Source organism: Ruegeria sp. HKCCSP346, assembly GCF_017872595.1.
Classification (GTDB): Bacteria; Pseudomonadota; Alphaproteobacteria; order Rhodobacterales; family Rhodobacteraceae; genus Ruegeria.
Genome location: NZ_JAEDOT010000002.1, coordinates 43,295 through 66,440 on the forward strand (window position 1 = coordinate 43,295; position 23,146 = coordinate 66,440).

Genomic DNA, 23,146 nt, shown 5'->3' on the forward strand with positions numbered 1-23,146 from the left:
CCGGCACCAGCAAGAAGCCGAAGCGCGCTACGAGCAGATACACTTACGCTCCGGCGCATCCCGTATTTTGCCCGCCCGTTCTTCATTGGGATACAGGCATCAGGGAAAGCGGCTCAAAGATCTGAGATAAGCTAGGAAACATCCGGTATCCAGGGCGGATCTGGCTGTGGATGAAACCCTATTCCTCGGCCACGGCTTTTACATGGGCCGCAAAGGACGGGGCCAGCATCAGGGACTTGCACCGCTCGAACCGGTTCGTGGCATAGGCCCAGAAATCTTCGGCGGGGTTTTCATCCGCATGCTGAATCAATCCCCATAGCGTCCACAGCAGGTCGCACATGGCTTTGTATATCACCATGCGCCCGATCTGAGCCTCGTTCGGCGGGCCGTCGAAATAGGCGGTTAGCATTTCCAGTTCCTGTTCGTGGTTCAGCCCGGCTTCGACTGACAGATCACCCAGATCCCAAAGGGCATCGTTCATGCCTGAATACTCGTAATCCACGATCCACATGCGCTGGCCGTCATCCAGAAAATTCTCGCACAGCGGGTCGCAATGGCTCGGGACCAATGTCCCAGGTTTGTCCCGCAGCACCTCGCGGATCGGGGCCGCCTCGGCCACGACGTCCGCGTACCCGTCCGGCAGGGTCGCGTTTTTGACCGCAACCACCTTCATGTAGTCGTTGATCATCGAAAACAGCTCGAACCGAAACTTGAACGGCTCGGGGGCATCGTGTAACTGCCTCAGCGCCTTTCCCGCGCGGGCGGCAGACCCGGGGCGCGTCGCAAACATCTCGGGTGTCATCGTCACGATGTCGGGCACGCAATCACTGATCATCACGCCGGATGATGCGTCTGCCCACAGAACTTCGGGGCCGACCCCGGCTTTTGCGGCCACCTGCGCGTTGTGGATTTCAACCGCGCGGTCGATATAGGCTTCGGTGCCCTCGCCGGGGATGCGCACGATCACCGTCCTTGGCCCGCCTTCGACGCGGTAGACCAGATTGGTCAACCCGCCCAGCCGGTTGGTGCGAAGGCCCGCGTCGGCAAGGTTGTCAAACCCCGCCACATTGCGAAGGGCCTGCATGATCTCAAGTTTCGGCTCGTTTTGCATCGCTCTCTCCCTCAGGCTTTCAAACGGCTGTTTGCCGGGTCGTAAAGCGGTCCGTCCACATGCTGGATAGGGTGACGCTCTCCGAACACTTCCACTTCGAATTCTGACCCACCAGCCAATCCCGCAGGCAGATAACCGTAGAGGACGGTCTTGCCGACGGTAAACCCATAGCCACCACTGCACGCCAGCGAGACTGTTTTGCCGGAATGCAGTATGGTCTCTCCTCCGGTGATCGGCAGCCGCTCGTCGGTGATGAACGTGCAGAGCTGCCGCTCGGGGCCGGTCGCTTTCTGCGCCTCCAGCACCGGTCGCCCGATGAAGCCCTGTTTGGATTTCAGATGGACCCGCGCGCCAAGGCCCGCTTCGATTGGCGAATAGTCGGGGGTGATGTCGGCGCTCCAGTAGAGATAGCCTTTTTCCAGCCGCAAGGACTCGATGGTGCGGTAGCCGATGTCGCGGATGCCATGGCTTTGGCCGGCTTGCCAAAGCAGGTCATAAACATGCAGGGCGAACTCGGTCGGGATATGCAGCTCCCATCCCAGCTCTCCGACGTAACCTATGCGGATCGCGCGGACCTTTGCCGTTCCCAGGGTGATCTCTCTGGCCGTTGCAAAGGGAAACGCATGGTTCGAGACGTCTTCTTCCGCGACAGCCTGCATCACATCCCGCGCCTTGGGGCCGCAGATATTGATGACGGCGCGTGCCGACGTCATTTCGATCAGCTGCGCGCGCCCGTCGCGGGGCAGGTGACGTCGGATCCAATCCGCGTCATGCACGCCGAATCCGGACCCGGTGACGATGTAAAAATGGTCCCGCCCCAATCGGGTGACGGTGATATCGGCTTCAACCCCGCCGCGATTATTGCACAATTGGGTGTAGATCACCGTGCCATCCGGCTTGTCCATATTTGAAACGGCAAGGTTTTGAAGGGCCTCCAGTGCGCCGGGGCCGATCAGTTCGAACTTTGAGAAGCTGGTTTGATCGATCAGAACGACCCCGTCGCGCGCGGCCTTATGTTCCTGTTCGGCATAGGTTTTCCAACCCGGCGACAGGAAATCCAACTGATCCACCGGCTCTACACCGGCCGGAGCGAACCAGAGCGGCCGCTCCCAGCCATTCTTGGACCCGAACACCGCGCCATGTTGTTTCAGCCGCTCATGCAGGGGCGACAGGCGCAGGTCTCTGGCCGTTTCCGCCTCCTGCCCCGGATATCGCATCTTGTAGTGATGCGCGTAATGCTCGACCGCGCGAGGATACATGAAGGCGCGCGTGGCGTGATGAGGACTGAACCGGCGCACGTCCAGAGGCCACAGATCAAGGCTCGGGCGGCCTTCGACAATCCACTCCGCGATCATCTCTCCTGCGCCACCACCTGCCGCGATGCCGTACAGAAATCCGGTCGCCAGCATCAGGTTTCGCAGTTCAGGCGCCCATCCCATGACAAAATCGCCATCCGCGGAATAAGGGATGGGGCCGTTGATCACCTGCCGGATTCCAACCGTGTTGACGACCGGCGTAACCTGACCTGCCAGTTCGGCAAGGGGGGCAAACCGCTCCAGGTTGTCGGGCAAAAGCTGCCGGACAAACGCGCCCGGAATACCCCTGTCGCCGAATGGCAGCGTGTTGTCCTCATACCCGCCGATCACAAGCCTCCCGCCTGCATCCGGTTTGTAATACACCAGCCGCTCGGGATCCCGTAGGGTTGGCAGGCGTTTTACAAGATCGGCGTCGGGCAGGGGTTCAGTTACGATGTATTGATGCTCGACGGCACAGGCCGGAACAACGACACCGAGTTTCGCGGCCAGCTCGCGGCTCCACATTCCGGCGGCCAGAACGACAATGTCCGCTTCATAGTCCCCTTCCGATGTCATCACTTTGGTGATGCGATCGTTATGGATCTCAAAATCGGTGACCTCTACGGATTGGCGGATCCGGGCACCGTGCATCCGGGCACCGGACGCAATTGCCTGACACAAGCCTGCGGGATCGACATGACCGTCCGACGGGATGAAGGCCGCGCCTTCCAGACCTTGCGCGTCGACATAGGGGAAAAGCGCCTTGGCCTCGGCGGCCGAGATTATTTCCATCTCCAGATCAAAGCTGCGGGCCATTGTCGCCAGGCGCTTTGCTTCCAGAAGCCGTTCCTTGGTTGCCGCCAGGCGCAGGCTTCCGACTTTCTTCCAGTCGAATTCCATCCCGGTTTCTTCGGCCAGACGATCATACAGCGCCACGGACCGTTTCAGCATCCGCGTCGTGTTGCGAGATGACCGCAACTGCCCGACAAGCCCCGCCGCATGCCAAGTGGCCCCCTCGGTCAGGGATGCCCTTTCCAGAAGAACAACATCCGTTTCACCGGACCGTGCGAGGTGATACGCGATAGAGCATCCGATGATGCCCCCGCCAATGATGAGATGTCTGACCGAATGCGTTGTCATGCGCCCACCCACTTCAAATGATATGTTGTCATCAAAAGTCGCAAAACAACAAAAAGCAACAAATATGTTTAAAAAATGTTGAAGTGGGTCGCTTGAACAGCGTCAACCTTGCAAGTAACCTGATGAAATCAACAAATATCGCGGCGCTTCATGTCGAAATACGAACAAGACATCCTTAGCACGGTAAACCTGCATGGGCGAATTTCGGTCATGGAGCTGGCGCGCATTCTCAACGTGTCGGACCAGACCGTAAGGCGAATCGTGAAGCCGATGGTCGCCAAAGGCAGCCTGTCCAAGGTGCATGGTGCATTGGTCAGCACTCAAAATGTGCTGGATCCTCCGTTTCTGGCCCGCATGGCGCAGAACCGTGCCGCCAAAGTCGCGATTGCCGACGCCGTTGCGGCGCGGATACCGGACGGTTCGGCCATTGCCATCGACACGGGGTCGACCTCGGGCTTCATCGCTCAGGCACTTCGTGCGCGCAAAAACCTCACTGTGGTGACAAACTCGGCCTTCATCGCCGCCACGTTGTCGATGGAAGAGGGCAACAGGGTCTTCATGGCGGGAACGCAGTTGCGCAACCACGACGGCGCCGCTTTCGACCGGGTCGCCTATGACGTAATTGCAGGGTTCTCGGCCCGGACTGCCATATTGTCGGCGTCACTGGTGCATCCCAGCAAGGGCTTCATGGTCTATGATCAATGCGAAGCTGATATGGCCCGCGCGATGTCTGATATTGCGGACCAAACCTTTATGGCGGTTGATTCCACAAAATTCAACGAGGCCCAGACCAGCCCGGCTTTGCGCCTGCCCGGGTTGACAGAAAAAGACGTGCTCATCACCGATCGCACATTGCCCGCATCCTTCCAGTCCTTGCCCGCAGATGCGGAATTGGTGATAGCGGGCGTGAAATCACAAGAAGACAGTCATTGACTTGGTGACGACACTGCCCGGCCCGACGTAACTAGCCGGTTCCACCGAAACGGTGAAACCGGCTGTGTTTCAGGCTGTTGCGCCCTTGATGCGAATGGCAGTGCCGAGGCTGCCTGCACAGACGCCGACCACAATAGCGATGATCAGTTCCAGTGGCTCTACATGCGCAAACCGGAAGCCTGCGAAAACCAGCGTTTCGAATACGCCGACTGCGCCGCCCAATGCCACACCCAGCCACAGCTTGCGGGTCATCATGCCTAGCGCCAGACCGAGTATGCCGGGCAAGCTCAGGACGTTGCCACCGATGGTTCCAAGTAACTCTAACATCTCTGCCCCCACATCAATTCGAGCTGTTGTTCAGGAAATCGCGGATGTCGTCACCCGCGGCAGCGTGCTCCTGCACAACTTCATCTTCCAATCCAGCAGTCACCTTTTCGTATGTTTCCAGATAGTTGGGTGGCAGGCTGTGGGCGATACCCTGGTGGCAATCAATACAGGTCATACCGTTGTCGATGGCGCGTTGGTGTTCCGAGGCAGCGCGGGTTTCCTGAATGGTGAAGTCCATGTAGTCAAAGTTGTGACAGTTGCGGCACTCGCGGCTGTCAGACGCTTTCATTTTCTTCCAGACGGCCGAGGCCATCGCCAGGCGGTGATCCTCGTATTTCTCGGGTGTGCTGATGGTGCCCACCAGTTCATGATAGACGTCCTTCACGGCCATGATCTTGGCTTTGATCTTGTGGTTCCACTCATCCGGAACGTGGCAGTCTGAGCAGATCGCACGCACGCCGGAGTGGTTGTTGTAGTGGATCGTCTCGCGATACTCACCCAGGTTCGTTTCCATCGTGTGACACGAGACGCAGAACTCTTCGGTGTTGGTCAGTTCCAGGGTCCAGTGAAATCCGCCCCAGAACAGGATACCGGCCAGAAATCCGGCAAGGATCAGAAAGCCCGAGCTGAACATTACCGCCGGCGTCCAGATCGCGTTCCAAAGGCGACCCAGAAAGCTGCGTTTTTCAGGGGAGTCTGCCATGTCGGTGCTCCTTTCAATCTTGTGTTGAATCAGTTGCCGGTCGAGGGCTGGAACACGTTTTCAACAAGCGGCGGCGCGTCCGCCTGCGGAACGTGACATTGGTTGCAGAAATAACGGGTCCCGGCGACGCGATCCAATTCGCGGCCTTCGCGATCCAGATAGTGTGTCATTGAAAGGGTCGGCGCGTTACGCTCACCTGCCTTGGACCAGTCATGGCAGGACAGGCACTGATTGGTGCGCACATCAATCTGATATTGCTCGATCGAATGCGGAATCAGCGGTGGCTGCTGGCGATAATTACGTTGCATCCGTCCTTCGACATTTTTGTGAATCTGATCCAAAGGGATCGGCTCGTCTACGTCCGCGCCCCGCAGCGTTTCGACTTGAGCGGACTGGGCAAAGGCCCATCCGCTCAGCAAAACTACGGGTAGAAGGGCAATTCCGCCTGTAACGATTGATCTTTTCATCTTGGCACTCCCCTAGATAGGTCTGGCAGCGCGCGGCTCAGGCGCGGCAACTGGATCGGAAGGTTGAACGACAAGGTCGTCGAACCGGTGAGTAAAGTTGAAGACGTCGACTGCGCAGACATCGATGCAGCGTCCGCAGTTTGTGCAGTCGGGTGACAGGATCAGGGGCGAGCTTCCCGGCTTGCCTTTCAGCGCGGGTGAGATCACCTGATTTTCAGGACAGACCGCATAGCAATCCATACAGTCATCACAGGCCGTGCGATTGGCGGCACTGACCCGCAGCAGGCTTTTCGACCCGATCAACCCGTAGAACGCGCCCACCGGGCACAGATGGCCGCACCAGCCATGGCGTGAGACGAAGACGTCAAACACGAAGATGGCCGCGATCATGGCCCAGACAAAGCCCATGCCGAATACCAGCCCGCGATGCAGCATGGTGATCGGGTTGACCAGCTCCCACGCGATCACACCACTCAGGCCCGAGACCAGCAGCACGGTTGCCAGAATCCACAGCCGGGTGCCGCGCTTGGGTTGCCAGCCTTTCGGCAGGTCCAGTTTGCGGTGCACCCAGTTGGCCGCGTCTGTCACCGGGTTTATGGGGCAAACCCAGGAACAATAGACACGGCCACCAATCAGGGCATAGACCACCAGAACGATCAGCCCGCCGATCAGCGCAGTCACTTCGGGCCAATGACCTGCAACCAAGCTTTGCAACAGGATGAACGGATCGGTCAAAGGCAGCACGCCCAGCGTCAGTGATCCTGCCAAATTGCCCTCGACAATCCAGATGCCAAACCACGGGCCCAGCAGAAACAGAACCAGAAAGAACAGCTGGCTTGCGCGGCGCATCAGCAAAAAGCGATGCGCCCCGATCCACCCTTTGCCTTCAACGGCCTCCTGACCGACGGGCATGTGCGTGCGAGTACTCATTGCCCCACCCCCGGCAGATCATATTGAGGCGCAAAACCGCCGGGCGCGGCAAGATTGTCGGTTCCCGGTCCGGGCAAACGGTCCGGCAGATCGATGATCCCCTCGACCACCGGTGCGCCCTTGGCGGCCTTTTCCTCCCAGCCTTTGCGGTAATGCTCGGCCGAACTGCCGCGCGCCAGTCGGGCAGGCAGCACCTTGATGGCGGCCTCGGGCAGAACACAGCTTTTCTCGCACATGCCGCAGCCGGTGCAGCGGTCGGCATGAACGGTGGGAATGAACAAAGCATGATGACCCGACCGGGTATTATGCGCCGTCTCCAACGTGATCGCCTCGTCAATGACGGGGCAGACGCGATAGCAGACGTCGCAGCGCAGACCGAGGAAATTCAGGCAGTTTTCCTGATCGACCAGAACGGCAACACCCATCTCGGCATCGTCGATATTCTCCAGCCCGGGGTCCAGCGCCCCTGTTGGACATGCGGCGACACACGGAATGTCGTCGCACATTTCGCAGGGAACATCCCGGGCGATGAAGAATGGTGTTCCCGTCGCCACCGCATCCGAGCCAAGCTCGGCCAGTTTCAGGGTATCGTACGGGCAGTCCCGCACGCATAAACCGCAACGGATGCAGGCCGACAGGAACTCCTTCTCGGGCAATGCGCCGGGCGGGCGCAATGCATCGGCGGGCAGGGCGCGGGCGTCGCGGGCCAGATAGGCCAGCAACGATCCGGCGACCACGCAGCCGCCCGCCGCCCGCGCCGAGTCCTGCAGGAACCGGCGCCGCTGCGGCGAAAGGGGTTTATCGACAAGAGACATGGGAACGACCCGTATGATCCTTGCTGGTTACGCGCGCTCAACCTTGCAGGCGCACTTCTTGAAGTCGGTCTCTTTCGACAGCGGGCAGGTTGCGTCCAGCGTCAGCTTGTTGGTCAGCTGGTGCTCATCGAACCACGGCATAAAGACCAGACCGCGCGGCACCTTGTTCCGACCCCGTGTTTCAACACGGCTGGTGACCTCGCCGCGGCGGGTCGACAGAACAATCTCCTGACCCCGGCGCAGACCCCGATCCTTGGCGTCCTGCGGGTGCATGTAGACGACAGCGTTTGGATAGGCGCGGTGCAGTTCCGGTACCCGGCGTGTCATCGACCCTGAATGCCAGTGTTCCAGCACGCGACCGGTGCACAGCCAAAGATCGAATTCCGCATCCGGCTCTTCTGCGGCAGGTTCATAGGGCGCAAAGATGATTTTGGCCTTGCCATCCTTGTGGCCATAGAATTCCACGCCGGCACCCTCGGAAACGTAGGGGTCATAGCCTTCGCGGAAACGATAAAGCGTTTCCTTGCCATCCACGACCGGCCAGCGCAGACCGCGGGCCTGGTGGTAGGTTTCGAATGGTGCCAGATCATGCGCATGGCCGCGCCCGAAGTTGGCGTACTCTTCGAACAGACCTTTCTGCACGTAAAAGCCGAAATGCTCGGATTCGTCATTGTCAAAGCCCTCGGCAGTTTCCGACAGCGGGAACTTGTCGACGCTGCCATTGGCAAACAGAACCTCGTACATGGTCTTGCCGCGATGCTCGGGCATGGTGGCCAGCAACTCTTCGCCCCAAACCTCTTCAACGGTGAAGCGTTTCGAGAACTCCATCACCTGCCACACGTCCGACTTGGCCTCGCCCGGTGCCTTGACCTGCTGCCGCCAGAACTGGGTGCGGCGCTCGGCGTTGCCATAGGCGCCTTCTTTCTCGACCCACATGGCGGTTGGCAGGATCAGGTCAGCGGAAACCGCAGTGACCGTCGGGTAGGGGTCTGAAACAGTGATGAAGTTTTCCGGGTTGCGATAGCCGGGATAGCCTTCCTCGTTGATGTTGGGCGCAGCCTGCATGTTGTTGGTGCACTGAACCCAATAAGCATTCAGGTCGCCATCCTTCAGCTTGCGATGTTGCAGCACGGCGTGGAAACCCGGCTTGTCAGGAATGGTGCCGGCGGGCACGTTCCATGCGGTTTCGCAGATCTCGCGGTGCTTGTCGTTCATCACCACCATGTCGGCGGGCAGGCGGTGCGCAAAGGTGCCTACCTCGCGCGCCGTACCGCAGGCCGACGGCTGACCGGTCAGCGAGAAGGGCGAGTTGCCGGGTTCCGAAATCTTGCCCACCAGCAGGTGCACGTTATACATCAGCGAGTTCACCCACGACCCACGGGTATGCTGGTTGAAGCCCATGGTCCACAGGCTCATCACCTTGCGGTTCGGATCGGCATATTGCTGGGCCAGACGCTCCAGCTTGTCCGCCGGAACGCCGGACAGTTCCGAGGTGTATTCCAGCGTGTATTTCGAAACGGCTTCGGCATATTCCTCGAAGCTGATCGGCTCCAACTTGCCCGAGTTCGGGTTTTCAGCCTCTTGTTGCAGGGGGTTGTTGTCCCGCAGGCCGTAACCGATATCGGTGGCGGTTTTGGTGATGTTGACGTGGTTCTTGACGAACTCTTCGTTCACCGCGCCATTCTGGATGATGTAGTTCGCAATATAGTTCAGGATCGCCAGATCGGTTTGCGGTGCAAAGACCATGCCATTATCGGCCAGCTCGAACGAGCGGTGCTCGAAAGTCGACAGCACATGCACTTCGCAACCCGGCTTCGTCAGGCGGGTGTCGGTCAGGCGCGACCACAGGATCGGGTGCATCTCGGCCATGTTCGATCCCCACAGCACGAAGGTATCGGCGTGCTCAAGGTCGTCATAGCACCCCATCGGCTCATCAATGCCGAAAGTGCGCATGAAACCAACCACGGCCGAGGCCATGCAGTGACGCGCATTGGGATCAATGTTGTTCGACCGGAACCCGGCCTTCATCATCTTCGCGGCGGCATAGCCTTCCCAGACCGTCCACTGCCCCGAACCAAACATCCCCACGCTGGTCGGGCCCTTCTTGGCAAGGGCCTCTTTCCATTTGGCGGCCATCACATCAAAGGCTTCATCCCAGCTGACCGGTTCAAACTCGCCATTCTTGTCATACTGGCCGTTGGTCTGGCGCAAAAGCGGTGTGGTCAGGCGGTCTTTGCCGTACATGATCTTGGACAGGAAATAGCCCTTGATGCAGTTCAGGCCCCTGTTCACCGGTGCGTCGGGGTCACCTTGCGTGGCGACCACGCGGCCGTCCTTGGTGCCCACCAGAACCGAACAGCCTGTGCCACAGAACCGGCAGGCAGCCTTGTCCCAGCGAATATCGGGCGCGCCGACCTGAGCGTTGGCCTGACCTGCGGCCATGGGAATGCCCGCAGCCGAGGCAGTGGCTGCCGCTGCGGACGCTTTCAGAAATGTACGACGGGATTCAGAGATGGTCATTGCATGGGCCTCCTGCTGGACGGTTGGCTTGGAGCATCAGGACGCGGAGCCGTCTCCGCGAGATCTTCGAAATGGTGATAAGTCAGTGACAGTGAGATCACTCCGGGGATCTGGTGCAGATCCATGATGGTGTCCGAGGCCAGCTTGTCGGCCGTATCCTCGACAACAACTACAAAACGGCCGTCCTCGGCTTCGGCATGAAGCTCGACGCCCTGAGTTTCGGCCATCGCCGCGCGTGCGGCATCGGTGTAATCGGGGGCGATGTGGACCAGACAGCCACAGATGTTCATTGGGTCACCTCCGGGTGGTGTGGGACGGGGCGGTGCATCACGATCGCCCCGGCGGGGCAGGCGGCGGAACAACTACCGCAACCGATGCAGGTTTCTGTTTCAAGCGCCGGTTCCGCGCGTCCGCCCAGTTGCAGGCGAAAGCGGATGGCATCCTGTTCACAATTGTCCTGACACAGGCGGCAGCTTACGCCGTTGGTCGACAGGCAGCTTGTGTCATCGATTCGTGCGCGCCATGGCCATTCGGCAACACGTTCGGTCAGCAACGCCGGGGTCGGACAAACGTCGGCGCAGTCACCACACAAGGTGCAACCGCCTGCGGACAGGTCCAGAACGGGGAAACCGGCATCGTCGAATGTGATGATGTCTTCAGGACAAGCCGCGGCGCAGTCTTCGCAACGTGTGCATAGATCGCTGAAGCCAGTTGCTACTGCCCCCGGCGGACGGATCGCATCTGGGTCCTCCCGCAGGACACGCGCGCTTAGAAAAGCGCGTCTGCTGGTCATCTGGCTCATAGCTGGCGACTCGAAATTGGATTGATAGGTTCGCGTCCTTACTTCCTAGCTGCCTTCAGCAGCTCACGAATTGACCTATATCATACTTTTTCGGATTTTTTTGTTCAGTCTGAGATTTGTAATTCTTCATTAAACGTTTAAATCGATACGGGCGTCGGGGAAGAACGCTAGGATCTCTTTGGCTCTGTCGGCGGATGCCGCGCAAAGCGCAGTGGACAACCCATCCGCAATTGCCGCTTTCGGGGAAGAAACCGAAACGGTCCTGTCGTGGTTTGAAGGCCCATCCAAGGTAATGATGTGCCCGACGCCTTGGCCGAGCTGAGTCGCCAGCGTTGAAGATGTCGCCACTGCCCGATCGCTCAATTCAATCCGCTTCAGAACCATTTGGTCCGGCGCCGCCAATCCAACTTTCCATGGCGCACCGTCACCACGTGCACCCAGGGCGGCAACCTCTCCCATATTGACCAGAACATCACGCAGACCATAAGCACGCAGCAGGTCGGCGATCCGGTCGGTGATCGCGCCCTGCGCTATACCGTTCAACGTCAGCGCCGATTTTCCGGGCACCGGAAGGCGAATGGCCGAGGCGTCGAAAATTACCTTTTCCCAGCCTATTGCCTGTTGAACTTCAATCAGATCGTCCGGGCGCGCGCCCGCAGCCAATGCCGCCCACACGGGTTGAATGCTTGGATCAAATGCGCCACCCGATGCCTGATGCAGCGCTGTGCTGAGGCTTAGCACCTTCAACAATTCAGGAGCGGGCGCCGTCAGCACACCATCGCGGTTCAACCGGCTGAGCTGCGATTGCGGACGATACAGGCTGAAGATGTCTTCCAGCCGGGCAATCTCGGTCTCCATGGCGGCCATGATGGGTGCAGCTTCGGCGTCCGTCAGACCCACAAGGCGCAGGCTGGCGGTGGCACCCAGCGCGGTCCCGTGCCAGCGCGCGTCCGAGGCCGCAAGTGGTGTGGCCGCAGCACAAGCAGCTGAGATGATCAGAAATCGGCGGCGCGACAAGGCGGTCATACGGGGGTCTCCAACGACAGTTCAAGATCGACAGGGCCAAGCACTTCGGTGTCCGGAATGTCCGGCAGGCCCAGTGCCGTTCCGCCGTAAATCTCAATGAATGCCTGTGCATCGGCAGGATCGGCAAAAGGCACCACTTCGCGCGCACCCATGCCACCTGCCACATTGGCGCCGACAACAAAGGTCGCGCCATCCGCGGCGATCCAGTTCGAGATACCCGGCTGCCGCCAGCTTGGCGCAATACCCATGTCGCTGACATAGACGGCTGTGATGTCGGCATCACGTTCAGGGCTTTTGAGGTATGCCACCATGTCGCGCACCTGCGCAAAAAACAACGGTGCGGGATATCCTTCCAGATGGATCTGCCCCTTGGGGCCGCCATGTTCGGCGATGTTCATCTGGCAGAAATAGCTCAGCGCGTCCGGGGTCAGATCCACCGGATCGGGGGCCTCGGCCAGGTCTTCCTTGCAGGCTGCCAACGCGACCAGCGCGATCAAGGCGAGACGGTTCATGGCTCGACCCTCCGGAATGCGAGGCGGGCGAGGGCGAAGGCGATCACCGGCCAGATCAGCAAAGATACAGGCGCAGCCCAGACCGGCAGGGCCTGCGCCGCTCCGGTCATGCCGGATGCCATGGCAACGCCTTCAGTCGCCGCGATGTTCCACAGACGGAACGCGTCGGCCGGGTTGGCGACCATCACCCAGGGAAAGACGGATTGGGTGAAGCTGCCGCCCTTGTCCATGACGACGGCCCCCAACAGGCCCAGATCATAGAGGACGACAAAAACCAGCCAGAGCCCGGCCGACATCCCCGCCGCCGCCGTGGCCCCCTTTGCCAAAGCGGACAGCAGGTATCCCAGCGCCAGAAACACGGCGCCCAACAGGATCGAGGTGAGGATCAGGCGCACCAGTGCCATCAGGCTTTCCGGTCCGGCCCCGCCAAAGAACGCGGCCACCGCGCCCGCGGTGCCGAAACCGACGGTCATGGCAAAAGCGAGAGCGGCCAGATGGGCAGTGAACTTGCCCAACAGGATTTCTCCGCGTCCGGCCGGATAAGACAGCAACAGCGACAGGCTGCCGCGATCTACGTCGCCTGCGATAGCGTCGAAGGAAATCATCAGCGCCAACAAAGGCGCAAGATAGACCGACAGCGTGGTCATTGACGCGACCGATACGGTCAGCATGTCGACGCCCAGCGTGCCGGTTGGGGCGCTGCCCGCAAAGGTCAGCGCCAAGGCGAACAGCACCATGATCAGCGTTGCGACCAGCAGCCAGCGGTTGCGGCGCAAGATCAGCATTTCTGTGCGGGTGATGGCGAGGAAGCGGGTCATTGCAAATCCTCCTGTGCATAGTGGCGATAGAGGTCTTCCAGCTTGGGCGGGGTCATTTCCAAATCCGCTATCGCGTCGCCCAGCCCGGCGATCCGGCGCAGGGCCTCCATCTTGTCTTCGGGTGTGCAGAGCAATTCAACGGATGCGCCGTTGATCCGGCTGCCGCCCAGCTCAGCGGCCAAAGCGTCAGGGTTGGCACTGGCGCGTACCTTCAGGCGGATCGGTAGACCGGCCAGCGCTGACAGATTGTTCAGGGTGTCATCAGCCACCATCCGGCCCTTGCGCAAGATAGCGATCCGGTCGGTGCGCGCCTCAACCTCGGTCAGCGCATGGCTGGCAATCAGCACCGCGGTACCCTGCGCGGCCAATTCATCAATGATGGCATAGAGGTCCTGCCGCGAGATCGGGTCCAGCCCGCTTGTCGGCTCATCCAGTAACGCCACTTTCGGTTGGCCCAGCAACACCTGCGCCAGTCCCAGACGTTGCCGCATGCCTTTGGAATACGTTCCGATCCGACGGTCCAAAGCGTCACTCAGGCCGACACGATCCAGCAAACCGGGCACATCGGCTTTTGCGCCTGAAAGCTGCGCAAACAGGGTCAACTGCTCACGCCCGGTTAGCGCGGGATGAAACGACACCGCTTCGGGCAGATACGCTGTTTCGCGCCGGGCCTGAGCACTACCGGGGGTGGCGTCTCCGATCCGAATGGCTCCGCCATGGATCGGCGTCAGGCCGAGGATGGATTTGATCAGGGTCGACTTGCCCGCGCCGTTATGGCCCAGCAGCGCAACGCGCTGGCCGGGGGCAAGGGACAGGGTGATATCGTCAAGAACGCGGGTTTTTCCTCGGTCCTTGAGAACATGGTCGATTGACAGGGCCTTATCCGTCATGAGGCACCTTTTTCATAGCTGGGGGTTCAGGGGCTTGCATCAATGGGTTGCTGTCCATCACGCCGCCCGGCAACAGGGCCGGGAAGGCGGATTGCGACCAGCGCACCAGTTGCACGGCGGGGGAGCCGAGCAGTAATTTGGCTGCGGGTTGGGTCCACAGCACATGGTCCATCGAGTCGTTTGGCCGATACGGGGCATCGGCGATGCCGTTGCCATCCACGTCATAGGCGGCAAAATCGGACCAGTAGTTGCCGCGCCCGTCTTCGGACCACTCGACCCATTTGGTCGAGACGTATTTCACCTGTGTCCGGTTCCCGATGAAGGAATTGCCAACGATGCGGTTGCGTTCGCTGCCGGCGGTAAAGTGGATGCCGATGCCGCATCCCTGGAACCAGTTGTCGGTGAATTCGTTCTTGTTCGAGTTATAAAGGAAGGTGCACTTTTCCTTGGCACCGATCACCACGTTTCCGGTGATCTGACTCTTGTTGGCATAATTCAGCATCACGCCATGTTCACGGTCACCGATCGAGACATTGTCTGCGACCTTCACATTGGTCGTGAACATCACCGCATAGCCCAGATCGTTGCCGATCGAGACATTGTCGCTGACCACCGAATTGTCGGCATACATGTAATGCACGGCAAAGCGCAGATCGCGGAACAGGTTGCCGGTAAAGGTGTTCTTCTTGGACGAGTTCACGAAGATCCCGTCGCGCCCATAGCGGATGTGATTGTCCTCAACCCGCGCACCGGGCGCATTCCAGACATAGACGCCATTGCCACGGTCATTCATCCGCTGGTCCTGACGCCCTTCGATCCGGTTGCCACGCACGATACTGTCCTTGGCACCATGAATGTCGATACCGTAAAGATTGCCCAGCAGTTCATTGCCTTCGATCACCGGCGCGCGGGCCGTCTTGGTCAGCTGGATGCCACTGTCGATCCCGTCATGGCTTGAACCCGAGCCGATCACTGTCAGGCCGCGCACGGTCACGCCCGGGCCGGTCACGGTGATGACGCTGCCGGTGCCTTGCCCGTCAATGGTGGCCTGTCCCAGCCCGTCGATGGTGACGGGCCGGTCCAGAATCAGATGTTCGGCATAAACACCGGGGCTCAGGCGGAGGGTATCTCCGTCCGCCGCCTGAGCCAGTATTTCATTGATGGCCCCCGCCCGGTTGGGCACATCCCAGTCCGCCGCCCAAAGGGGCGAGCCGAGCAGGAGCGGTATGAGCAGGGGCCAGCGCATGGGTCAGGCTCCTTGCGGTTCGACCAGCATCCGGCCGCGCATTTCCATGTGCAGCGCATGGCAGAACCACTGGCAATAGAACCAGTGCACGCCCGGACGGTCGGCGGTGAAGGTGACCGAGGCGGTTGCCATCGGTGCGACTTCCATCGCGATTCCGTAGTTGCCCAAGCAGAAGCCGTGGGTCACGTCGTCCACATCATCCAGGTTGGTGATGTAAACCGTGACCTCGTCGCCCTGTTTAACGGTGAACTTCTCAAGGCTGAAGGTCGGCGCCTGCGAGGTCATGTAGACCCGCACCTTGTTGCCGTCCCGGATCGGTTCTTCCGCACCTTCTTCCAGATCGATACCATCGGCTTCGGCCTGTTTGCGGGCGTCTTCCCAGGTAACGTCGTTGCGATCCCAGACGTTGACCGGGTTCACGATGTCGCTGCGAACGATGATCGAGTCGTGCGGCTCAGCAAAGGTCGGGCCGTCGTGCACCACTTTCATCTCATCCGACGAAATGTCGATCAGCTGTTCGTTCTCGGGTTTCAGAGGACCCACGTTCAGGAAGCGGTCTTTCGAGAACTTGTTCATCGAAATCAGCCACTTGCCGTCGGCATCCTTGGTCTCACCCATGGAAGTCGAGTTGTGACCCGGCTGATAATGCACGTCAACCTTCGAGATGATCGGGTCCACGTCCTCGCCATTGTAGGCGCGGATGGCCTTGTCGATGTTCCACTTCACGATCTGGCTGTCCAGGAACAGCGTGGTGAACGCGTTGCCCTGGCCATCATAGGCAGTGTGAAGCGGGCCAAGACCCAACTGCGGTTCACCTACGATGCAGGACCGCGGGTCGGCGTCGCTTTCGAACAGGGCGTCCAGCTTGGTGACGTCCATGATCGAGACGGTCGGCGACAGCTTACCGTTGATGCAGACGTGCTTGCCGTCAGGCGCGGTGTTGATGCCGTGCGGCGAGTTCGGGATCGGGATGTAGCGGGTGTATTTCTTGTTCTGACCCTTACGTCCGTCCAGAACCTTGACGCCTTTCAGCTCCTGATAGTCACCGGCTTCGATGCCTTTTTCGATCTCAGCGAGGTTGAAGACAACGACGTGGTCCAACTCGTTCTCGGTCATCTCGGCCAGGTTCATGCCCATTTCCGAGTTGTACGAGGTCGAGTAAGCGTATTTGCCCTGATAGTCGCAATCGGTGTTGTCGAGGTTGCCCGACACGATCACCTGCCACGCCACTTCCATGGTATCGCCGTCCAGCGCGGTGAAGATGTTCACGTATTGCGACGGATCGTCCAGCACGCTGCCATCGTTGACCAGCGGTGTTTCATCTTCACCATTGGCAAAGACATAGCCGGTGCGCGGGAATTTCTGCGGACGCAGACCGTGGATCGCCTTGGCGTTCGGGATCTCGGTGATCTTGTCGCATTTCATCACGTCACAGCGGACACGCGCGACGCGGGTGTTGGCCTTGTCGTTCATGAACAGATAGCGGCCGTCATAGGTGCCGTCGGTGAACGACATGTGCGGGTGGTGAAGGTCGCCGTTGTCATAGGTTTTCATGCCGCGCTTGGCGAGAAACTCCTTGGTTTCAGGCAGCAACCCTTCGGTCATGATCTTCAGTGACTCGTTGGTCTGACCCCAGCCCGTGGCCGAGCAGCGGTTGAACACCGGCACCCGCATCAGCTCGCGCATGGACGGAAAGCCCAGAATGCGCAGCTCGCCGGTCTGACCCGAGGACCAGAAACCGTAATACTCGTCCAGTTCGCCCGGTTCGAGATTGGCATTGGCCGCGGCGCTCGCCTGTTTCGCGGTCATCAGGGTCGAGCCCAGACCGGTCCCGGCCAGCACGGCACCGGTTGCTGTTGCACCCAGCATCCCACGGCGTGTGACGGTTAGTTTGTTGTCATGTTCCGACATGTTCGTTCCTCCTTTTAGGAAACGGATTGCGGTTTGGCGTTCGGATGGTTCGCCGGTGGTTGTCCGAGTGGGGTCTTCATCTGGACCGACCCTGTCTTGGCCCGCCGTTTCAGCTGGCGGATAACGACAGGACATTTGTCCTCGGACTGGTAGAGCACCTGACAATGCAGGCAGGTGACGCACTCGTTCGGATTTATCTCACCGGTTGGGTGGATCGCCTGAACGGGGCATTCATTGGCGCAGGTCTGACAGGGCGTGCCGCAATCCTTGTAGCGGCGCAGCCAGTCGAACATGCGAATTCGGGCAGGGATCGCCAGTGCGCCGCCCAGCGGGCAGAGATAGCGGCAATAGAACCGTTCAATGAACAGCCCGATCCCCAGCAGGACCAGCGCAAAGACCACGAAAGGCCAATCGCGCATGAATTTCAGAATGATCGCCGTTTTGAACGGCTCGACCTCGGCATATTTCTCGGCCAGCGGGATCGATACGAAACTCAGGCCAAAAAGACCCAGAAAGATCATGTATTTCGCGGGCCACAGGCGTTCGTTCAGACCCCAGGGCAAAGTCCATTGCGGCACTTTGAACGCTCGCGCGATCTTGTTGGTCAACTCCTGCAACGCGCCGAACGGACACAGCCATCCGCAATAGGCCCCGCGACCCCAGAACAACAGCGCGGCGGCGACGGCGAACCATTGAATGAACACCAGCGGGTCCAGCAGGAACGCATCCCACGAGAATCCTGTGCGCAGGCTGCCTGCCAGTGCCATCAGGTTCACCACGCTCAGCTGCGCGTTGGCGTACCAGCCGATGAAGAACAGGGTCATTGTCAGGTAACCGATGCGGAACCAGTAGAAGACCCGCGCATTCATCGTCGCGTGGAACTGGAAGAAGAACGTCGCGGTCAGGACCAGCAGCATGACGCCAAGAACGGCGATTTCAACAGTGCGATCCTTCCAGATGCGCTGCCACAGGGCAGCCTTGGCGGCGGCTTCGCCGGTCGCATCCTCGACAACCTTAGAGGCTGCGACGGGCAGCAGGTAACGGTCGGGCAGTTTGTAACCCAGATCGAATGTCAGAAAGGTTTTCTCAACGGCACCCACGGCACGCTGTACCAGCAGTTGCAGGCGGAACGGCTCGGTCGGGTCGAACTCGGCATCGGCGGGGATCTTGAAGATGTCCAGCTCTGTGAAACTGGGCGCATCCGGGGCTTCAACCTTGCCAAGGCGTACTTGCTGTTTGTCGAAGAACCGGACCGAGTTGTCGCCCTGGATCAACTGGATCCGATCGAAAATTCCGCCGCGTACATAGCCTGACCCCTTGAAACTGTAGGCACCGCGCCCCAGCACCAGAATGGCCTGTTCGCCCTCGTCCAACCAGTTCACAAGGTTCTGGTACTCGGCGTCGCCCAGCAGTGACTTGCCGATCGACGGAACCGAGACAAGCGCCATATGCATGTCGATGAACGTGTCATCCGGTTCACCCGGTTCGGGCCGCTTGATCGCGCGCTGGTCTCCGGTGGCCTCGAAGGCGGCATTGACCTGCCCGACATCCAGCGTCAGCCGACGGATCGAGCCGTCGCCCGAAAGGGTTGACCAGTCATGGACCGCATTCTGCGCCATATCGACTTCGCGCTTTGGCCCGTCGGCCTGCAACGGTGACAGGCCGCCCAGACCCAATGCGCGCGCCACCTTGATACCGCCACGCACAAGGCTGTCGTCGATCACCATGATCGTGACCGTCGCGCCCGAGATGATGTCGAGGTCGTGCCCCTCACCCCCGGTTTCGGCTTCAACCTTCAGGTCAAGGCCCGCATAGCCTTCGGTCAATTCAACCATGCGGGAATTGGGGATGCCGATCAGCACGATGGGTTCCGAGTGCTTGACCAGTTGCACTCCGGTCAACACGGCATCGTTGTCGATGGCGGCAACGACGTGGATCGGTTTGCCGGAATAACCCGTCGTGCCAACAAAATCCGAGGTCAGGAATGTCCAGGCAACGGTCTCGCCGCCCTTCAGGACGGGGGCGACCTTCACGTCATCGCGCACCGGGCCAAAGGCATCGGCGCCGGGGGCCAGATCGGCAGGGTCGATGTCGGGCAGGAAACTGGCCAGGCTGTCGGCATGGGCACTGATCGCCATCAGGCAGGACAGAGCGAAAGCCAGCAGGAAATGGATTGCGCGACTTACGACCACGGCGCACCTCCGATTGCTAGGGTGGACGCCATGGACGCGCGCAGGACGCGTTCAGATTCTTCTTGGGTCGCGAACGGGGGCCCTCGGGTTTCGGGCCACAGTCGCCTTGAGTTGTACAAAATGCACAGATCCCCGATTGCAGCGGGTACTATCCGTACATTTTCGGACTGCATCAGCAGCGGCAGATCCGGCAGCGGGGCTGCCGTTGTCACCGCGCACAGCGCACAATCGGCGCATTTCGGGCAAGGCGCGGTCGGGTCATCAGTGCCTTCCTCAAGGTCCACTTCAACCCAGACCGCCCCTGCCTCCGAGCAGATCTCGATCCACATGCTGTCCCCGGGACTCGCCAGCACCGGGCCAAGCATCTGCAAAAGCAACAGGAAAATACCCACCAAACCGCACACCGCGTGGGACACGCGATCAAACAGGCTATGCGGGGGGCGGACGGTAGGCATTGAGAATCCAGCTCGGCGTTCTTTTCAAAAACTTAGGGGATTCTTCCAGGCGAAGACTTGACTTAGGTCAGGTGTCTGAAAATTTGCACCTACCCGTCGGCCTCGTCCATCAATCCGCGCAGCCACCGACCGGCCAGCCATGCCGCAGGAATGCCCAGCGGAATCGACCAGAGGATCGCCGGCACCGGTTCGATTGCGCCGAACCCGAAGCTGTGCAGGATAAGCCCGAGCAAAAACAGGTTGATGGCCACGGTCAACGCCGTGGCCGGATAAAGCAGAATGGCCAGTTTCCAAACTGGCCATTTCCCCTCAGTGGCTGGTTCCTTCCGAGAAGGTGATCTTGTTCCAGACATTGTATTTCCCCGAAGGTTTGCGCATCGGCAGGCGGCGGATTTCCTCCAGCGTCTGCGCGTCATAGACGATCACCGCGCCGTCATCTTCCCAGATCGAAACCAGCGCGTGGCTGCCATCTCTTGTGAACTCGACATGGGCTACGGTCTTGCCCGGTGCAGGGCGCAGGGTCTTTACGATTTCAAGGCTTTGCTTGTCGATGACGTGCATCGCGTCCTTGTTGGGGCCAAAGAAAACATCGGCCCAGACATAAGGCGAATTCTCATGGCTGCGCATGAAAAACCCAGGGCCTTCGGTCTTGATCCGTTTGACGGTTTCCCAGCTTTCCATGTCGATCACCGACACGGCGCCGTCTGTCAGGTGCGGCGTGGCCATCACGGTCGTATCGCCGTGTTTCCATGTGATCCCCGAGCCCAGATGCGGCATTCCGGGCAAATCCAGATCGGCCACCTTGTGCCCGATCACCAGATCAATCACTTGCCCGCCCTTGCCATCGCGGGACGCCCCCATGACATATTCATAACTCTGGTCGAAAAAGAAATCGTCCAGATAGTCAGCTGTGGTGATCTTGCGCACAGGGAATGGATCAGGGTTCTTGAACTGGCCTTCGATGCGGAAATCATGACCAAGCCCGGATTGCGGGGGATTGGCGCCGTAGAACACTTCCCAAATCTCGGGCACATCCTTCAGCGCCAGAACAAAGCTTTCCCGCGGAGGGGCCTGGTAGACCGCAGAGACGCGGCTGGGCAGGCCCTTCTTGCTTTTGACCTCGATGACCTTTGCGACGGAAAGGTCTTCGGTGGACAACACCGTCAGGCTGTTGGGCAGGTAGTTCGCCACGGCCACCCATTTGCCATCGCCCGACATGGCGATGTTGCGGCTGTTCAGGCCGGCACGCACGCGGCCCACCTGTTTCAGCGCCCAAATGTCGTACTTCTGGACCCAGCCATCGCGCGACATGATGAAAACATACCGCCCATCCGGGCTGAACTTGGGGCCGCCATGCACGGCGAAGGGGGTTTCGAACCGGTCCAAAACCTCGAACGTGTCGCCGTCCAGAACGCTGACATGGTGATCGCCGGTTTCCACAACCAAGGTGATGTTCATCGGGTCGCTGTCCCAGACGGGCGCATCCACCGGCACATATTCCTCGTCCAGCGTCCGGCTGGCCAATATCTGGGCCTCGCCCCATTCGGGGTCGGATTCCAACGGCGACTTCAACCAACCGGCCAGCTCTTCGATTTGCAGAGCATCCAGCTCGTGCGAGAAGGCCGGCATTTGTGTCGCCGCGCGCCCTTCCGCGATTACCGCAGCGACCCGGGGACCCCGCATGCGTTTGAGCGTTTCAGGGATCAGCGCGGGGCCAACCCCGCCCAGACGGTTCTCGCCGTGGCATGAGGCGCAATGTTCGGCGTAATCCGATTGGGCATCCGCCCAGGCGGTGCCCGCCAGCAACACCGAGCACAACGTACCGAATGTGAGTGTCTTAAAAGAACTGATGCGCCGGATCATGGCTTTTCCCCCGAAACGGTGTGACCTGAAGGCGTTCCCCTGCGTCATCCACACCGATTTCCTGGTTGGACAGGTAACAGGCCGGATCCTCGGCCCACGGATCACCGGTCAATTGCAGGGCGCGGATGCGGGTATTGCCGCCGCACACGTCCTTGAGTTCGCAGGCTCCGCAGCGCCCCTTCAGCGGGCGTGGGCGGGTGCGGAGCATGGCAAGCATCGGATCATCGCCGGTCCAGAGTTCGGAAAACGATTTGGTCTTTACGTTGCCCACCGTGTAGTCAGACCAGTAAGTGTCCGGGTGGACCCGGCCGAGATTGTCGATATTGGCGACTCCCAAACCGCTGGAGTTTCCGCCCCATGCGGCCAGATGCTCGCGCACATGTGCAGCTTTTTCGGCGTCGAAATGCGCGCGAATCCAGTTCAGGAAATATCCCGCATCAGCGTCGTTGTTTCCTGTCACGATATCCAACGGGCGGCCACCCGAAGCGGCTTCCCATGCGCGCTCCAGCAATAAATCCAGACCTTTGCGTGTGCGCTGATGTTCGGCGTCTTCACCCCGGTTCTTGTCACCGCGTCCGGCATAGACAAGGTGAGACAAGTAGAATTTGTCGACGCCTTCATCATCACAGAGTTTCAGCAAGTCCGGCAAATGATGCTGTGTGCCTTCGGTCAGACAAAACCGCAGGCCAACCTTGATGCCGCGTTTCTTGCATTCACGCACACCGCGCAGCGCGTCGGCAAAAGCCCCTTCGACACCACGGAACCAGTCATTCGTGGCCCCAATCCCGTCCAGCGAGATGCCGACATAGTTGAAGCCCACGTCAGCAATCATGTCGGCGGTTTCGTCGTAAATCCGTGTCCCGTTGGTGGACAGTGCCAGCATTGGCACCAAATCGCGTGCGCGATTTGCGATGTCGAAGAAATCGAACCGGTCCAGCGGTTCCCCACCCGAGAGGATCAGGGCCGGGACGCGAAATTGGCCCAGATCCTCAAGGGTTACCATGGCTTGCTCATGGCTGAGCTCACCCGGGAACGCGACATCCGCCGAGACGGTGTAGCAATGGCGGCACTTCAGGTTACAGCGCCGCGTCAGATTCCAGATCACAACCGGCTTTACCGGGCCGGGGCGGCGTTTGCGCACCGGTGTCGGATTGACCAGCTGGTGCATGTATTCGGTCAGGCGGAACATG

Annotated in this window: 22 protein-coding genes; 1 reads left to right on the forward strand and 21 read right to left on the reverse strand. The window is 59.9% G+C overall.

All coding sequences use genetic code 11. From position 1 onward, the window contains the following. Window positions 1-178: 178 nt before the first annotated feature. Both I9185_RS08815 and I9185_RS08820 read right to left on the reverse strand, forming a co-directional pair. The gene (locus tag I9185_RS08815; protein ID WP_210092835.1) at window positions 179-1,111 is read right to left on the reverse strand and encodes a choline/ethanolamine kinase family protein; all 933 of its coding nucleotides are present in this window, start codon (window positions 1,109-1,111) and stop codon (window positions 179-181) included. Between the two features lie 11 nt (window positions 1,112-1,122). Then, on the reverse strand, window positions 1,123-3,546 hold the full coding sequence (locus tag I9185_RS08820) for an FAD-dependent oxidoreductase (protein WP_210092836.1): 2,424 nt from the start codon (window positions 3,544-3,546) through the stop codon (window positions 1,123-1,125). Window positions 3,547-3,696: 150 nt separating this feature from the next. Here I9185_RS08820 and I9185_RS08825 point away from each other — a divergent pair, with 150 nt between their 5' ends. Continuing rightward, entirely contained in the window at window positions 3,697-4,479 is a 783-nt protein-coding gene (locus I9185_RS08825) for a DeoR/GlpR family DNA-binding transcription regulator (protein ID WP_210092837.1), read from the forward strand. A 69-nt stretch (window positions 4,480-4,548) separates the two neighbouring features. Here the strand turns inward: I9185_RS08825 and I9185_RS08830 are convergent, their stop codons facing one another. The 19 genes from I9185_RS08830 to nirJ all read right to left on the reverse strand — a co-directional run bounded on the left by I9185_RS08830 (window position 4,549) and on the right by nirJ (window position 23,145). Then, window positions 4,549-4,806, reverse strand: coding sequence for a hypothetical protein (locus I9185_RS08830; protein ID WP_210092838.1), 258 nt, complete (start codon window positions 4,804-4,806; stop codon window positions 4,549-4,551). A gap of 13 nt (window positions 4,807-4,819) precedes the next feature. Beyond that, window positions 4,820-5,509, reverse strand: a complete 690-nt coding sequence (locus I9185_RS08835) for a NapC/NirT family cytochrome c (protein WP_210092839.1) — start codon at window positions 5,507-5,509, stop codon at window positions 4,820-4,822. Between the two features lie 29 nt (window positions 5,510-5,538). After that, window positions 5,539-5,976, reverse strand: coding sequence for a nitrate reductase cytochrome c-type subunit (locus tag I9185_RS08840; RefSeq protein ID WP_152460388.1), 438 nt, complete (start codon window positions 5,974-5,976; stop codon window positions 5,539-5,541). Window positions 5,977-5,988: 12 nt separating this feature from the next. After that, the gene (napH, locus tag I9185_RS08845; RefSeq protein ID WP_171635859.1) at window positions 5,989-6,906 is read right to left on the reverse strand and encodes a quinol dehydrogenase ferredoxin subunit NapH; all 918 of its coding nucleotides are present in this window, start codon (window positions 6,904-6,906) and stop codon (window positions 5,989-5,991) included. Then, window positions 6,903-7,721 (reverse strand): ferredoxin-type protein NapG, encoded by an 819-nt coding sequence (gene napG / locus I9185_RS08850; RefSeq protein WP_171723679.1) that lies wholly within the window; start codon window positions 7,719-7,721, stop codon window positions 6,903-6,905. Before napG ends, napH begins: the two co-directional genes overlap by 4 nt. Window positions 7,722-7,748: 27 nt before the next feature. Beyond that, window positions 7,749-10,241 (reverse strand): nitrate reductase catalytic subunit NapA, encoded by a 2,493-nt coding sequence (napA, locus tag I9185_RS08855; protein ID WP_210092840.1) that lies wholly within the window; start codon window positions 10,239-10,241, stop codon window positions 7,749-7,751. After that, entirely contained in the window at window positions 10,238-10,531 is a 294-nt protein-coding gene (locus tag I9185_RS08860) for a chaperone NapD (protein WP_171723681.1), read from the reverse strand. The genes napA and I9185_RS08860 overlap by 4 nt, the downstream gene beginning before the upstream one ends. Beyond that, window positions 10,528-11,043: a ferredoxin-type protein NapF gene (napF, locus tag I9185_RS08865; RefSeq protein ID WP_171635864.1), complete on the reverse strand. Its 516-nt coding sequence runs from the start codon at window positions 11,041-11,043 to the stop codon at window positions 10,528-10,530. Before napF ends, I9185_RS08860 begins: the two co-directional genes overlap by 4 nt. A gap of 129 nt (window positions 11,044-11,172) precedes the next feature. After that, window positions 11,173-12,069 carry an FAD:protein FMN transferase gene (locus tag I9185_RS08870; RefSeq protein WP_210092841.1) on the reverse strand — a complete coding sequence of 299 codons (897 nt, stop codon included), beginning with the start codon at window positions 12,067-12,069 and terminating at the stop codon, window positions 11,173-11,175. Beyond that, window positions 12,066-12,581: a nitrous oxide reductase accessory protein NosL gene (locus tag I9185_RS08875; protein ID WP_210092842.1), complete on the reverse strand. Its 516-nt coding sequence runs from the start codon at window positions 12,579-12,581 to the stop codon at window positions 12,066-12,068. Before I9185_RS08875 ends, I9185_RS08870 begins: the two co-directional genes overlap by 4 nt. Beyond that, window positions 12,578-13,399 carry an ABC transporter permease subunit gene (locus I9185_RS08880; protein WP_210092843.1) on the reverse strand — a complete coding sequence of 274 codons (822 nt, stop codon included), beginning with the start codon at window positions 13,397-13,399 and terminating at the stop codon, window positions 12,578-12,580. Before I9185_RS08880 ends, I9185_RS08875 begins: the two co-directional genes overlap by 4 nt. Next, window positions 13,396-14,289: an ABC transporter ATP-binding protein gene (locus I9185_RS08885; protein WP_210092844.1), complete on the reverse strand. Its 894-nt coding sequence runs from the start codon at window positions 14,287-14,289 to the stop codon at window positions 13,396-13,398. The genes I9185_RS08880 and I9185_RS08885 overlap by 4 nt, the downstream gene beginning before the upstream one ends. Further along, window positions 14,279-15,535 carry a nitrous oxide reductase family maturation protein NosD gene (locus tag I9185_RS08890; protein WP_210092845.1) on the reverse strand — a complete coding sequence of 419 codons (1,257 nt, stop codon included), beginning with the start codon at window positions 15,533-15,535 and terminating at the stop codon, window positions 14,279-14,281. The genes I9185_RS08885 and I9185_RS08890 overlap by 11 nt, the downstream gene beginning before the upstream one ends. Window positions 15,536-15,538: 3 nt before the next feature. After that, the gene (nosZ, locus tag I9185_RS08895; protein ID WP_171635877.1) at window positions 15,539-17,446 is read right to left on the reverse strand and encodes a TAT-dependent nitrous-oxide reductase; all 1,908 of its coding nucleotides are present in this window, start codon (window positions 17,444-17,446) and stop codon (window positions 15,539-15,541) included. Between the two features lie 14 nt (window positions 17,447-17,460). Next, window positions 17,461-19,584 (reverse strand): NosR/NirI family protein, encoded by a 2,124-nt coding sequence (locus I9185_RS08900; protein WP_245223521.1) that lies wholly within the window; start codon window positions 19,582-19,584, stop codon window positions 17,461-17,463. A gap of 44 nt (window positions 19,585-19,628) precedes the next feature. Next, window positions 19,629-20,093: a DUF2946 family protein gene (locus I9185_RS08905; protein ID WP_245223500.1), complete on the reverse strand. Its 465-nt coding sequence runs from the start codon at window positions 20,091-20,093 to the stop codon at window positions 19,629-19,631. Between the two features lie 89 nt (window positions 20,094-20,182). Further along, window positions 20,183-20,446 (reverse strand): hypothetical protein, encoded by a 264-nt coding sequence (locus I9185_RS08910; RefSeq protein WP_210092847.1) that lies wholly within the window; start codon window positions 20,444-20,446, stop codon window positions 20,183-20,185. Beyond that, window positions 20,403-21,956, reverse strand: coding sequence for a nitrite reductase (locus I9185_RS08915; RefSeq protein WP_171635881.1), 1,554 nt, complete (start codon window positions 21,954-21,956; stop codon window positions 20,403-20,405). Before I9185_RS08915 ends, I9185_RS08910 begins: the two co-directional genes overlap by 44 nt. Continuing rightward, complete coding sequence (gene nirJ / locus I9185_RS08920) at window positions 21,931-23,145, reverse strand: heme d1 biosynthesis radical SAM protein NirJ (protein ID WP_210092848.1); 1,215 nt, start codon at window positions 23,143-23,145, stop codon at window positions 21,931-21,933. Before nirJ ends, I9185_RS08915 begins: the two co-directional genes overlap by 26 nt. Between the last annotated feature and the right edge of the window lies 1 nt (window position 23,146).